Origin of the sequence: Kribbella orskensis (assembly GCF_004342085.1) — a bacterium.
In the GTDB taxonomy this organism is placed as follows: domain Bacteria; phylum Actinomycetota; class Actinomycetes; order Propionibacteriales; family Kribbellaceae; genus Kribbella; species Kribbella orskensis.
In genome coordinates this window covers 107,778-120,094 of record NZ_SLWM01000009.1, presented here as the reverse complement: position 1 = coordinate 120,094, position 12,317 = coordinate 107,778, and the positions used below count along the sequence as shown (strand labels likewise).

12 protein-coding genes and 1 riboswitch are annotated in these 12,317 nt (G+C 68.2%); of the genes, 4 read left to right on the top strand and 8 right to left on the bottom strand.

Translation table 11 applies throughout. The features are described 5' to 3' along the window. Nucleotides 1-49 precede the first annotated feature (49 nt). Together EV644_RS47240 and zwf are read left to right on the top strand one after the other, a co-directional pair. Nucleotides 50-184 carry a hypothetical protein gene (locus EV644_RS47240; RefSeq protein ID WP_255511345.1) on the top strand — a complete coding sequence of 45 codons (135 nt, stop codon included), beginning with the start codon at nt 50-52 and terminating at the stop codon, nt 182-184. An 87-nt stretch (nt 185-271) separates the two neighbouring features. Then, complete coding sequence (gene zwf, locus EV644_RS24040; protein WP_132190993.1) at nt 272-1,786, top strand: glucose-6-phosphate dehydrogenase; 1,515 nt, start codon at nt 272-274, stop codon at nt 1,784-1,786. Nucleotides 1,787-1,865: 79 nt separating this feature from the next. Here the strand turns inward: zwf and EV644_RS24035 are convergent, their stop codons facing one another. Continuing rightward, nucleotides 1,866-2,465 carry a TetR/AcrR family transcriptional regulator gene (locus EV644_RS24035; protein ID WP_132190994.1) on the bottom strand — a complete coding sequence of 200 codons (600 nt, stop codon included), beginning with the start codon at nt 2,463-2,465 and terminating at the stop codon, nt 1,866-1,868. Nucleotides 2,466-2,565: 100 nt separating this feature from the next. Between EV644_RS24035 and EV644_RS24030 the strand changes: the two genes are divergently transcribed. Then, nucleotides 2,566-3,315: an SDR family NAD(P)-dependent oxidoreductase gene (locus tag EV644_RS24030; RefSeq protein WP_132190995.1), complete on the top strand. Its 750-nt coding sequence runs from the start codon at nt 2,566-2,568 to the stop codon at nt 3,313-3,315. Between the two features lie 34 nt (nt 3,316-3,349). Here the strand turns inward: EV644_RS24030 and EV644_RS24025 are convergent, their stop codons facing one another. The 4 genes from EV644_RS24025 to EV644_RS24005 form a co-directional block, all read right to left on the bottom strand. Continuing rightward, nucleotides 3,350-4,222, bottom strand: a complete 873-nt coding sequence (locus EV644_RS24025; protein ID WP_132190996.1) for an LLM class F420-dependent oxidoreductase — start codon at nt 4,220-4,222, stop codon at nt 3,350-3,352. Between the two features lie 193 nt (nt 4,223-4,415). Beyond that, a complete protein-coding gene (folP, locus tag EV644_RS24015) occupies nt 4,416-5,297 on the bottom strand; it encodes a dihydropteroate synthase (protein WP_132190998.1) in 882 nt (293 codons plus the stop codon). Between the two features lie 20 nt (nt 5,298-5,317). After that, a riboswitch (ZMP/ZTP riboswitch) is annotated at nt 5,318-5,409 on the bottom strand. A gap of 24 nt (nt 5,410-5,433) precedes the next feature. Continuing rightward, entirely contained in the window at nt 5,434-5,817 is a 384-nt protein-coding gene (locus tag EV644_RS24010; RefSeq protein WP_132190999.1) for a nuclear transport factor 2 family protein, read from the bottom strand. Continuing rightward, nucleotides 5,814-6,917, bottom strand: a complete 1,104-nt coding sequence (locus EV644_RS24005) for a DNA alkylation repair protein (protein ID WP_241998688.1) — start codon at nt 6,915-6,917, stop codon at nt 5,814-5,816. The genes EV644_RS24010 and EV644_RS24005 overlap by 4 nt, the downstream gene beginning before the upstream one ends. A 1,231-nt stretch (nt 6,918-8,148) precedes the next feature. Here EV644_RS24005 and cobF point away from each other — a divergent pair. Beyond that, nucleotides 8,149-8,943: a precorrin-6A synthase (deacetylating) gene (cobF, locus tag EV644_RS24000; protein WP_199239972.1), complete on the top strand. Its 795-nt coding sequence runs from the start codon at nt 8,149-8,151 to the stop codon at nt 8,941-8,943. A 292-nt stretch (nt 8,944-9,235) separates the two neighbouring features. On the opposite strand, the gene EV644_RS23995 is transcribed toward cobF, so the two are convergent. The 3 genes from EV644_RS23995 to EV644_RS23985 all read right to left on the bottom strand — a co-directional run bounded on the left by EV644_RS23995 (nt 9,236) and on the right by EV644_RS23985 (nt 12,210). Continuing rightward, complete coding sequence (locus EV644_RS23995) at nt 9,236-10,720, bottom strand: MFS transporter (protein WP_241998689.1); 1,485 nt, start codon at nt 10,718-10,720, stop codon at nt 9,236-9,238. A gap of 77 nt (nt 10,721-10,797) precedes the next feature. Continuing rightward, complete coding sequence (locus EV644_RS23990) at nt 10,798-11,277, bottom strand: MarR family winged helix-turn-helix transcriptional regulator (protein WP_132191000.1); 480 nt, start codon at nt 11,275-11,277, stop codon at nt 10,798-10,800. Nucleotides 11,278-11,709: 432 nt separating this feature from the next. Next, nucleotides 11,710-12,210, bottom strand: a complete 501-nt coding sequence (locus tag EV644_RS23985; protein ID WP_132191001.1) for a DinB family protein — start codon at nt 12,208-12,210, stop codon at nt 11,710-11,712. Nucleotides 12,211-12,317 lie beyond the last annotated feature (107 nt).

The window sequence follows — 12,317 nt, the reverse complement described above, 5'->3', positions numbered from 1 at the left end:
CGTCATCTGACGGGCGCGGAGCGGCCGGCCGCGTACCTAGCTTCAAAACATGAACATCGTGAAGCTGAGCATCTTCGGCGGCCGGGGAGCCGCGTGGCAGGGCGGATCGACCGTCAGCAACCCGCTGTACTTCGACTGGGCCGACCAGGCGCAGCTGGAACTCCTGCAGCAGGAGTACCGATGATTTCGCCCAGGCGATCTTCGAGGCAGCGCGGCTCCGCTGACCTACACTGAAGCCGTTTGTGGCGTCGTCTGTAGGAGGACCCCGAGAATGCCCGACTCCCGTACCCAGACGATCGCCTATCCGGCGCCAGGTTCGCGGCCGTCGCGGCGTGATCCGGAGCCGCTCGCACCGCACGTGATCGTACTGTTCGGCGCCACCGGGGACCTGGCCAAGCGCAAGCTCCTGCCGGGCCTGGCGTATCTGCAGCAGTCCAGGTTCGCCCCCGACGTACGGATCATCGGTACTGCGACCGAGGAGCTCACGTCGGACGAGTTCCGGGCCCGGGCGCGGGTGGCGGTGGACACCTTCGGCACGCACAAGATCACCGACGAGGAGTGGGCGCAGTTCTCCGACCGGCTCGAGTATGTGCCGACCACGGCCGGACCGGACGCGCTAGCGGCCGCGGTGAAGACGGCGGAGAACGCGCTCGGACCTGACACCTGCCGGCTGCACTACCTGTCGGTGCCGCCGAAGGCCGCGCGCTCGGTGATCCAGATGCTGCGCGACGCCGACCTGGTCGACCGGGCGCGGGTGGTGATGGAGAAGCCGTTCGGCGACGACCTGCAGAGCGCGATCGAGCTGAACGACTTCGTGCACGAGACGTTCGACGAGTCGCAGATCTTCCGGATCGACCACTTCCTGGGCAAGGAGGCGGCGCAGAACATCCTCGCGTTCCGGTTCGCCAACGGACTGTTCGAGCCGATCTGGAACCGCAACTTCATCGACCACATCCAGATCGACATCCCCGAGTCGCTCGGCCTGGACCAGCGTGCCACCTTCTACGAGCCGACCGGCGCGTTCAAGGACATGGTCGTCACACACGTGCTGCAGGTGCTCGCGTTCGTCGCGATGGAGCCGCCGACCGCGCTGGAGCCCCGGGCGATCTCGGAGGAGAAGAACAAGGTCTTCCGCTCGATGCTGCCGATCCACCCCGAGCACGTGGTCCGCGGCCAGTACGGCGGCTACCGCAGCGAGGAGGGGGTCGCGCCGGACTCCGACACCGAGACGTTCATCGCGATGCAGGTCGGGATCGACAACTGGCGCTGGGCCGGCGTGCCGTTCTACCTGCGCACCGGCAAGAAGATGGCCGAGGGGATGCGGATCATCTCGATCGCCTTCAAGGAGGCGCCCAAGACGATGTTTCCGGCGGGTTCGGGCGTCGGCTCGCAGGGGCCGGACCACCTGACCTTCGACCTGGCCGACTCGTCGCGGGTGTCGCTGTCCTTCTACGGCAAGCGGCCCGGACCGGGGATGCGGCTGGAGAAGCTGTCGATGCAGTTCTCCACCCAGGAGACGGAGACGGCGGGCGACGTACTGGAGGCGTACGAGCGGCTGATCCTGGACGCGATGCGCGGCGACCACACGCTCTTCACCACGGCCGAGGGCATCGAGTCGCTCTGGGAGAACTCCACGCTGCTGCTGGAGGACCCGCCGCCGGTCAAGCCGTACGCTCCGGGCACCTGGGGTCCGAACGCGATCCACCAGCTGATCGCGCCGCGGGCCTGGCGGCTGCCCTTCGAACGCGAATGGCGCGAAGGCAAGAAGCCCGTCCCGGAGGGCTGACGCTCAGCGACGAGGACGCCTGGAGCTCCTCAGCGGCGAGGACGCCTAGGCTCCTCAGCGGCGAGGACGCCTAGGCTGCTCAGCGGCGAGGTCGGCGGAGGCCGTCCAGCGCCTCGGTGAGGGCGTCTTCCAGGTAGCTGAGGCGGTCGGTCGACTGGAGCAGGGTCGCGCCGCCGGTGACAGCGGCCAGGATGGCGCTGGCCGACTTCGCCACGTCGACGCGGGCGTCGATCTCGCCGGATTCCTTCAGCGCCCGTACTCCGACCGCCAGGTAGGCGTGCCATTCGTCGGTCAGCGCGTTGACGATGTCTCTGGTGGCCGGGTTCGCAGTACCCAGCTGGGCGGTCAGGGCTGACAGGGCGCACGCCTGCCGTTGCGCGTCGTAGACTTGGATCACCCGGCGCCGCCAGGCCTGCCACTTGCGCCAGGTGGTGAGGTCACCGAGCTGCGGCATCTGGTCGGCGATCACCTGGCCGGCCTCGTACTGCGCCACCGCGAGCATCAGGTCCGCCTTCCCGTCCGGGAAGTAGTGGAACAGCTGGCTCTTGCTCGTCGAGCTGGCCCCGCGGATGTCGTCCAGACCGACGTTCTGAACCCCCTCGACCCGGATCAGCTGCGCGGCCCCCTCGACGATCCGCTGCCGGGTCGCCGCCCCCTTGGCGGTCAGCACTCGCTCCATGCCCGCCAGCCTAGCGCGACCCCACCCCCTGGACCGAGCAGTCCAATCGACACGCTACTGTGGACCCAACGGTCCAATCTAGGATTCTGAGGAGAACCCCATGCGACTGGCAGGCAAGACGGCTCTGGTCACCGGAGCCACCAGCAACATCGGCCGGGCGATCGCCGTCGCCCTGGCCGCCGAGGGCGCCCACGTCGTGGTTGCCGGGCGCAACAAGGAGCGCGGTGACGAGGTGGTCGGCGAGATCCGCGCCGCCGGTGGCCAGGCGGACTTCGTGGCGGTGGACCTGAACGGCACGAAGGCGGCCGCGAACGAGCTGGCCGAGGCGGCCACCCGGCTGCTCGGCGGACGGATCGACGTACTGGTGAACAATGCCGGCGCGATCGACGGCGGGAAGACGACGGAGACCGACGAGGAGACCTTCGACACCGTCTACGCGGTGAACGTCAAGTCGCCGTACTTCCTGACCGCGGCGATCGCGCCCGCGATGGTCGCGGCCGGCGGCGGCACGATCATCAACCTCGGCTCCTGGGTGGCGCGGCTGGGCATCCCGGTCGGCGCGGTTTACGCCGCCAGCAAGGGTGCTCTGGAGACTCTGACGCGCGCCTGGTCGGCCGAGTTCGGGCCGTCCGGGGTCCGGGTGAACGCTATCGCTCCCGGTGTCGTCCACACCGATCCGAACCACCCGGCGACCGCGATGATGACCGGTACGCCACACGGCCGGATCGGCGCGCCGCAGGCGATCGCCGACGCCGCGGTCTTCCTCGCGAGCGACCAGGCCGCATTCGTCCACGGCACCGTCCTCGACGTCGACGGCGGCCGCCTCGGCGTCGCGGTGATCGCCGGCTGACCCTCCGCGTGGCCGCCCTCCAGAAGGCAGGTGATCAGAAGAGGGCGGCTACCGGGAGGACCTCGAGGCCAAGGCGTTCCAGGGGGTCGAGGCGCGGGAGGCCGGGGACGAAGCCGATCGCTTCGCTGAAGCCGAGGCGGTGCAGCCGGCCGAGCTCGTCGATCAGCTGGTCCTTCTTCTCGCCGTGCTCGCCGAGGTCGAGCGTCTGGTAGACGGTCTTGGTGATCTCGTCGTAGTCGCGGCCCTCGTTCTCGCAGTGCCGCTTCAGCACGTCGAGCTTGTGCTCCAGGTCGGGTGTGTTGAAGAGATTGCAGGCCTGGGCGTACTTCGCGACCAGCCGCAGCGTCTTCTTCTCTCCCCCGCCACCGACCAGGATCGGCGGGTGCGGCCGGCTCAGCGACTGCGGGACGTTCAGCAGCCGCTCGGCCTGGTAGTGCTTGCCCTGGAACGGCCCGTCGTCGTCGGACCACAGCTGCAACAGGTACTGGAGGGTCTCCTCGAGGCGCTCGAACCGCTCGGCCACCGGCGGGAACGCGAAGCCGAGTCCGCGGGACTCCTCCTCGTTCCAGCCCGCGCCGATGCCGAGGATCGCGCGGCCCTCGGACAGCACGTCGAGCGTGGTGACCGCATTGCCGAGCAGGCCGGGATCGCGATAGTGCACGCCTGTTACCAGGGTGAACAGGCGTGCACTATCGGTGTGGCCGGCCAGGAAACCGAGCGTGGTGTACGCCTCGAGCATGTCGTTCTCGACCGGGCCGACGCCGGGGATCTGGAAGAAGTGGTCCATCACCGCGATCGAGCTGAAGCCGGCCCGGTCGGCCGTGCTCGCCACTTCCGCGAGTTCCGCCCCGAGGGCCGGGGCGCCGTTGGGCCAGGTGTAGTTCGGGATCTGCAGACCGATTTTCATGGCTCAAGCCCTTCCGGATCGTCACCACCCACCTAACACCCCGCCCACGACCACCACCACCCGCGGGTCCCTGTCCTGGTCTGACAGGGCATGACCAATTATCGGATCGCCCTTGTTCCTGGTGACGGCATCGGCCGCGAGGTTGTGCCTGCCGCGCTCAGTGTGCTCGAGTCCGTTGGCAAGCGGCACGGGATCAGCTTCGGGTACGACGAGTTCGACTGGTCCTGCGGCCGGTATCTCGCCGAGGGGTGCTCTGACTGCGCGCAGTCAGAGCACCGAACACGGTGAGTGCGTCGCGGATCGCCGCGACATCGTGGGTGCGGATGAAGTCGACGCCCTGCGACGCGGCGTACAACTCTGCTGCCACGGTGGCCGGGCCGATGGCGGCGAGATCGCTGCCGGTGAGGGCTCGGAGGAACGACTTCCTCGACGGTGAGACCAGGACAGGCAGCCCGAAGCGCGCCTTCAACTGCCCGAGCGCAGCCATCATCGCCACCGATGGTTCTGGATTGCTCCCGAGGAAGTAGCCCAGACCTGGGTCGATGATCAGGCGATCGCGGCTGACGCCCGCGGCTTCGAGTGCGGCCAGCCGTTCGGTGAAGAACTGCTCGACCTCCGTCCAGATGTCCTCCGGATCAGTCACCTTCCTGGTGGCCGGTCCTCGGCGTTGGACCGAATGCATGACCACCAGCCGGCACGGGAGTTCCGCGAGTTCGTCGTACCTGTCGTGGTCGGGGAAGCCCTGGATGTCGTTCAGGTAAGCCGCACCCCGCGCGGCGGCGTACCGCTGGGTGTCGGGGCGGAAGGAGTCCACCGACACGGGGATGCCGTCGGCGATCAATTGATCGAGGACGTCGGCCAGCCGGTGGATCTCCTCCGCCGCGCTCACCTGCTCCGCGTCCGGGTGGCTCGACGCCGGCCCGAGCTCGACGATGTCGGCACCCGCCGCTCGCAGGCGTTGCGCTTGGGCGATCGCGTCGTCAGGGGTCAGGAACCTGCCGCCATCGGAGAACGAGTCGGTGGTGATGTTGACGATGCCGACGAGCCGAGGCGCCGGGTCGGAGTACTGGACCATGCCGTGTCTCCCAGATCGATTCCAGAAGCCCAGGCGCACGGCACGACGTCTTGATGACGGGGTCGCTTCCCGATGGTTGATCCATCTCGAGACGCCAGTCACGACCCGCTCGCACCCTAGCAAGCGGGGAGTTCGGTCAGGGGGCGATTTCCAAAGTGGTGATGAGGTTTTCGTCGTTGAGGGTGAAGCGGTAGATGAGGTCTACTACGCCGCCGGGGAAGTTGCCTTCCAGGTGGTTGGTGACGTCGTAGTGGGTGTCGTCGAACTTCTCCACGTGGGTGAGTTCGACCGTGTAGGTGTACTCGGTGGCGGCGGTTTCGCGCCAGTGGTGGATCTCGTCGTGGCCGCGGTAGGTCTTGTCGTCGTCGATGACGGTCGCGTCGAGGGCGAAGGCGGAGAGCAGGTCGTGGGCGTTGGCCTTGTGCGCCGGGTCGGCCTCGCGCAGGTACGTCGTGATCGCGTGCGGCAGGTGCTTCGCGGATTCGGCGGCGGTCGGGTCGGGAGGGGTGGGGATGGTCATCGGGTGCCTTCCAGCGAGAGGGTGAACGTGGACCGGCCGTAGCCTCGGCCGTTGATCTGGAGCTCAAGGGCGTGTTCGCCCGGGTAGTACCTGCGCGTCGAGATCGGCTTGAACGAGTGCCGCTTGCCGAGGGTCATGGACTCCCCCGGCGCCAGGGTGCGGGTGGTCAGCTTGAAGACCTTCGGCGCGAGCGTGCCGTTCGCCTTGACGTGGTGGACGACGTAGTCGATCGCCAGTCGCATCTCGGCGTCGCCTTCGTTGTGCGCGGTGAACTCGAACTCCAGGGTCTCACCCACGCTCACGCCCGCCACCGCCAGGACCGGCCCGTCGACGACCAGACCAATCGGCTGCCCGAATCCCAACAGGGCAAGGGCTCCAGGGTCACCGGCCTTGATCAGCGTGCGCAGCGCATGCCGGACCAACTGGGGTGTCGTCGCCTCGGGATCCGCCAGCCAGCCGCCCGCGATCTCGACCGCCAGCGCCGGGTCGGAGCGGCTGATGTCGTTGAGGTGGTTCGCGACCGAGCGACGCACGTACGCCGAGTCGTCGCGGCGCAGTACCTCGAGAATCGGCCGGGTGGCCTCGACGTTCTCCAGCAACTGCGGGACTCGCTTGGCCCAGGGCAGGCGCGGTCGCGTGCCTTCGGTGGCAAGGCGCCGGACATGCTCATCCGGGTGCTCTGTCCACGTCTGCACGACAGCCAGAGTCCGATCGAGGTCGGCCGTGAGCACCGTGCGGAGCGCGAACTCCGCCGTCAGCCTGGGCGTCAGGTCGGCGAGCAGTCCGAGGCCGGCCTCGAACTCCTCCGCTTCCACGGCCCGTACTGCGACCGCCTCGGTGATCGGCCAGATCATCCAGCCGGTGAACGCGTCGTCCTCCAGCGCAGCGCGGAAGATCTCCGCCAGCGGCTTGAATCCCGCGGGCAGATCCGCCAGCAGGGCGTCCCTGACCAACTGACCCCGCTCACTGAAGGAGGCGTCCGCCAGCTTGCCTGGAGCAGCCCGCAGCGCGGTGAACCGCAGGTCCGGCGCCACCTTCTGCAAGCAGCCGCCGAGGGCTACCACGGACGCAGTACTGAGCATCTCTTCCGCTGTGGGCAAAGAACACCTTCTCGCGTCGCAGCCTTCTAGGCAGGAGGTCGGAGCTACTGACTGCTAAATTAGCAGTAACAACCACGACGGCCAACCCGTCCCCTCCTCCACCGGCCCGGCGCCAACCCCCACAACCGCCGTCAACTTCGACCTCGGCCCACCCCCAGACCCAAACCGCGGCACGCGCGGCCCGGCGGATTCCCCGCGGCACGCGCGGCCCGGCGGATTCCCCGCGGCACGCGCGGCCCGGCGGATTCCCCGCGGCACGGCCCCGGCGGCACCCGCGGCACGGCGGATCGCCCGCTCCACGCCCGTACGCCGAGTCTCCCCCGCGCCCGACGACCGACGTACCGACGTTCGGGTCGTCAGCCTCGGGTCGGAGGTGCCTCTGGCGTCTTGTTCGCCGACTGGCGTCTTGCAAGGCGCCAGCGGCCGAACAGTCCGCTACCGAGAGCCCGCCGCCCGGCCCGGATCCTCCGGCGGCGTCGTGCCGTGCAGTTGTGGGGACGGCGGACACCATCTCGGGGGTGTGCCAGCCGGGGGTGCGGTTATGGGGACCTCGGACACCGTATGGGGACCTGGAACAGGTCATTTCCTGTCCGAGGCCCGGACTTGGTGTCCGAGGCCCCGACTCGGTGTCCGAGGCCCCGACTCGGTGTCCGAGGCCCCGACCTGGTGTCCGAGGGCCCGACTCGGCGTCCGAGGGCCCGACTCGGCGTCCGAGGTCCCGACTCGGTGTCCGAGGCCCCGACTCGGTGTCCGAGATCCCGACTCGGTGTCCGAGATCCAGACCTGGTGTCCGAGGTCCACCTTGTGCACCGGCTGAGCGTCCCGAGCGCGCGGGATCTGCTCAGGTGGTGCACAGAGTGCCGGTTTTGGGGCTCCTGCTCCCCTTCGGCCCACAGGGAGCTCCCCGACGGTCCAGGCAAGCCAACTCCCCGAACGTCTGGGCGGAGGAGCTTCCCGATCCTTGTCGCCACACCCCCAGCGGCTCCGGGATAGCTGCGTTCCTTCCCTGGTCGGGGTGGGGTGGGTCAAGAGTCGGAACTTGTTCCGATCCCGAAGGGACGCGAAGCGCTCTTGACGCACACCACCCCGACTAGCACCATCACGCAGCCCGGAGACGCAACCACCTCCAGACAGTCCTCGCGAAACCACCAGTGCAGCAAACACGGGACAGGCAAACGCCGGGGTGGGGGTGCGCGGACGGGGGTGAAGGATGGCGATTTAGAGTCGCGGGGTGAAGCAGATCTTGGTGGTGGGGGTCGGGGCCGGGAATCCGGAGCAACTGACCGTCCAGGCGGTCAATGCGCTGCGCCGCGTGGATGTGTTCTTCGTGCTCGACAAGGGTGACGTCAAGCAGGAACTGGTGGACCTGCGGGAGGAGATCCTGCGGCGGTATGCGCCCGACGGCGACTACCGGGTGGTCGTCGGCCGGGATCCGGAGCGGGACCGGAGGGCCGGCCTGGAAGGTGATCGGCCGATCGCCGGGAGTTCGGCGTACGTCGAGTCGGTGGACGACTGGCGGCGGCGCCGGGCCGATGTCTGCGCGGGGATGATCGCGGCCGAGCTCGGCGAGGACCAGGTCGGGGCGTTCCTGGTGTGGGGTGATCCGTCGCTGTACGACAGCACGCTGGCGATCCTCGACGACATCCTCGCTCGAGGTGAACTCGGCTTCGAGATCGAAGTGATCCCCGGCATCAGCAGCGTGTCGGCGCTCGCGGCGCGGCACCGGGTCGGGCTGAATCAGGTCGGCAAGCCGATCCAGATCACCACCGGCCGGCGACTGGCGAAGAAGTGGCCCGACGACGTCGACGACGTGGTGGTGATGCTCGACGCGCAGACCGCCTTCACCCAGCACACCGATCAGGATGCCGACATCTACTGGGGTGCTTACCTCGGCACGCCCGACGAACTGCTCATCGCCGGACCTTTGGCGGAAGTAGCGGAAGAGATCGTCGAGGTGCGCGCCGAGGCACGCCGGCGCAAAGGCTGGATCATGGATACCTATCTATTGCGCAGGAATCGCAAGTAAACAATGAGCTGACGCCGACCGACCAGGGCGGCATCAAGGTCATCGACCTGAGCACCGAGCACCACTGCGACTTCTGGGCCGGGCTCTGACTCAGACTGCGCGCTGCTCGCGCCGGTCCCACAACCGGCTGATCAGCATGAGGCCGAGCTGGCAGATGCCGAGTGCAACGATGTTCGCGATCTAGAGGCCGGCGGTGAACCGCACCAGCCGGTCTGGGTTCCTCGTCATACTCACGGCCGACAACGGTAGCGCCCGGTGCTGTAGGCAACCACAGCGCCGGGCACTGCCCGCGTCACTTCTTCGAGGGCCGCAGCAGAGTGGCAGTCAGAACCAACGCAGCAAGGACGAAGCCGGCCGCGGCCACGAAGGCCGCGCTGTAGCCGTCCCTCAGCGCAGCAGCCTCCGCCACACCTTCAGACACCCGTACTGCGCTCTGCGACGCGGCCAAGGTGGCTAGTACGGCTGTGCCGACGGCTGCTCCCGCTTGCTGCGCAGTGTTGTTCAGCCCGGAGGCAAGTCCGGCATCGCCTGGTTCGGCGCCGGACATCGCCAGCATGATCGCCGCAGGGATCCCTACGCCTATCCCGGCTCCCATCAGAGCGAGAACCGGCGCCACGTTGAGGAGGTAACTGCCGTCGGCCGGGGCCTGGCTCATCACCAGGAGTGCGACCAGGAAGGCGGCCAGGCCGGCGAGCAGCAGCGCCCGGCTGCCGAACCGCACGGTGAGCCGAGGTGCGACGAACAACGACATCACCGCACCGAGCAGTGGAGCCGGAAGGAACGCCAAGCCGGTCTGCAGCGAGTCGAAGCCCAGCACTCGCTGCAAGTAGAGCGCCGTCATGAACTGGAAGCCGAATCCGGCCGCGAACAGGAAGACCACCACTACGTTGGCCGCAGTCACCTGGCGCTTGCGGAAGATGTGCAGGGAGAGCAGTGGCTGCGCCGCGCGGGCCTGGCGCAGTACGAAGGCTGCTAGGAGGAGTACGGCGGCTGCGGCCAAGAGGAGCGTCCGTGGCAACTCGACGGTCGGCTCGGCTGTCTGCACGATTGTGTAGACGCCCAGCGAGAGGCCGGCGGTCACCAGGACGGCTCCGAGGACGTCCGCACCCTTGCCGAGGCCCAGACCGCGCTGCGGTGCGAGCAGCCGTACTGCGAGCGCCAGCGAGACGAGTCCGATCGGCACGTTGATCAGGAAGGACCAGTGCCAGCCCACGGTCTGGGTGATCACGCCGCCGAGGATCAGGCCGATCGACGCGCCACTGGCCGAGGTGAACCCGTAGACGCCCATCGCCCGCGCCTGCTCCCCCGGCGCCGGGAAGAGGCCGACGATCATGCCGAGGATCACCGCTGAGGCGAGCGCGCCGCCGACACCCTGCAGGAAGCGGCCGGCGATCAGTACCTCGGCGCCGGTGGCGACGCCGCAGAGCAGCGAGGCCGCGGTGAACAGCGCGAGCCCGGCGAGGAAGACCCGCTTGCTGCCGATCAGGTCACCGATCCGGCCGGCCAGCAGGAGCAGGCCGGCGAACGCGATCAGGTAGGAGTTCATCACCCAGGCGAGCCCCGCCTGCGAGAAGCCCAGGTCGCTCTGGATCGTCGGCAGCGCCACCGTCACGACGGTGCCGTCGAGGATGATCATCAGCTGCATCGCACACAGCACCGCCAGCGCCCTCAGCCGCGCCCGCTGCGCGCCGGAACTCTGTTGCGCGCCGGAGCCCTCTTGCGGCGGCTCCGACCTCTGCTCGGAGGGTGGGCTTGCTGGTTCTGTCGTTGAGGTCACCGGTCGTCTCCTTGTCAGCAGAGCAGGACAAGAACGACCTTAACAGATAGTTCCGTAGCAGACGATCTCTTATTGGATTAAGTCCGCTGCCGAGCCCGCCGGACCGGTTGCGCCTCGACCGGCGTCGCCAGTTGTCCGTTGACGAGTTCGATCAGCGAGTCGGCGAACGGCGCGCGCTGGGAAGCCGCCAGTGCCGCGAGAGCCTCGGCATGCACCTTGTCGACGATCCGCTGACCCTCCTCGGCCGCCTCGGCGCCGGCCTCGGTGACGGCGATGATCCGCGCCCGCCGATCGGTCGCCGACGGCTTACGTTCCGCGAAACCGGCCTCCTCCAAGGCATCCACGGTGGTGACCATGGTCGTCTTGTCCAGATACGCGATCTCGGCGAGCTGGATCTGGGTCCGCTCCTGCCCGAGCGCGTTGATCAGCACGCACTGCATCCGCGGCGTCAACCCGATCTCCGCGAGCGCCGCCGTCAACTGCGTCTCCAGCACATGTCCGGCATGCTTCAGCAGCCCGGTCAGGTCCGGCACGGTCCGCAACGGTGTCTCAGCCATGAACTGATCCTACTGCGGGATCATCTACTCACAGATGATCCAAGTGCAGAACCTTCTCGCGAGGCGCACCCCAGCCGTTCCGACGCTCAGCAGGCGCGGTGCGCACCGGCTTCCAGCCGGCGTTGCGGTGAAAGGCTGGCGTTCCAGTGGCGGCCGACATCCGGAGGGCTGGCCGACCGCCGGACAGTTGGTGTCTCGGGGCGTCGGGCGGATGTTTTCAGGGGTGGGATGTACCGAGCGACAGACAGTACGGCACCAATCGCCGGCGTTGCAGGCGCAAGCGGTACGCCGCGGTGGTCCGCGCGGCGACTACTTCCTGTCCTTCGGTACGCCGGGCGCCGCCCGGGGCTGCGGTTTGCCCAATACCCCGGTCGGTTCTCCCGGCGGGTAACCGACAACGCGAGGGGGTAACCCCTCGAAGTTGTCCGACTGCTACTCGCCCTTGGCGCCGTCGATCAGTTCGCGGACGATGTCCAGGTGGCCGAGATGGCGGGCTGATTCCTGCAGGACGTCGGTGAGGAGCCGTTCCACCCGGACCGGGCGGTAGCTCTGGACGACGGCGCTCCAATCGGCCTCGCGCAAGGTCCGCTGCGAACGCTCCCACTCCTCGTCGTACGCCGCGATGACCGAGGCGATCGTCTCGTCCGGCCCGATCCGGAACTCGTAGTCGTGGTCGTCCGAACGCCACAGCGACGGCAGGTCCTGGCCGCCGACGGTCCGTTGGAGGTGCTGTCGCTGCACCGCGGTCAGGTGCTTGATCAGCCCGAGCGGACTCATCAGCGGCGAGGATTCCAGTGGCGTCGCCCGGGCCTGCGCCTCATCCAACCCGTCCACCTTGTTCACGGCCGTCGTGTGCACGAACTGAAGGAATCCCACCACCGACTCCGCCAACGTCGACAGCGGATCCGGCCAGGGACGATCACGCAGCGCCATACCCGGATCCTGCACCACCCCACCGACATCCACGCCGCCAACCGCCTCGGCTCAAGCCGGGTGGCGGGAATGCGACGTTGTGCTCGAGGGAAGCCAGGTGGCGCATT

Coding starts and splice junctions, on each gene's coding strand:
- EV644_RS47240 (WP_255511345.1), top strand. CDS start 50: ATGAACATCGTGAAGCTGAGCATCTTCGGCGGCCGGGGAGCCGCGTGG.
- zwf (WP_132190993.1), top strand. CDS start 272: ATGCCCGACTCCCGTACCCAGACGATCGCCTATCCGGCGCCAGGTTCG.
- EV644_RS24035 (WP_132190994.1), bottom strand. CDS start 2,465: ATGGAGCGAGTGCTGACCGCCAAGGGGGCGGCGACCCGGCAGCGGATC.
- EV644_RS24030 (WP_132190995.1), top strand. CDS start 2,566: ATGCGACTGGCAGGCAAGACGGCTCTGGTCACCGGAGCCACCAGCAAC.
- EV644_RS24025 (WP_132190996.1), bottom strand. CDS start 4,222: ATGAAAATCGGTCTGCAGATCCCGAACTACACCTGGCCCAACGGCGCC.
- folP (WP_132190998.1), bottom strand. CDS start 5,297: ATGGTCCAGTACTCCGACCCGGCGCCTCGGCTCGTCGGCATCGTCAAC.
- EV644_RS24010 (WP_132190999.1), bottom strand. CDS start 5,817: ATGACCATCCCCACCCCTCCCGACCCGACCGCCGCCGAATCCGCGAAG.
- EV644_RS23990 (WP_132191000.1), bottom strand. CDS start 11,277: ATGGCTGAGACACCGTTGCGGACCGTGCCGGACCTGACCGGGCTGCTG.
- EV644_RS23985 (WP_132191001.1), bottom strand. CDS start 12,210: ATGGCGCTGCGTGATCGTCCCTGGCCGGATCCGCTGTCGACGTTGGCG.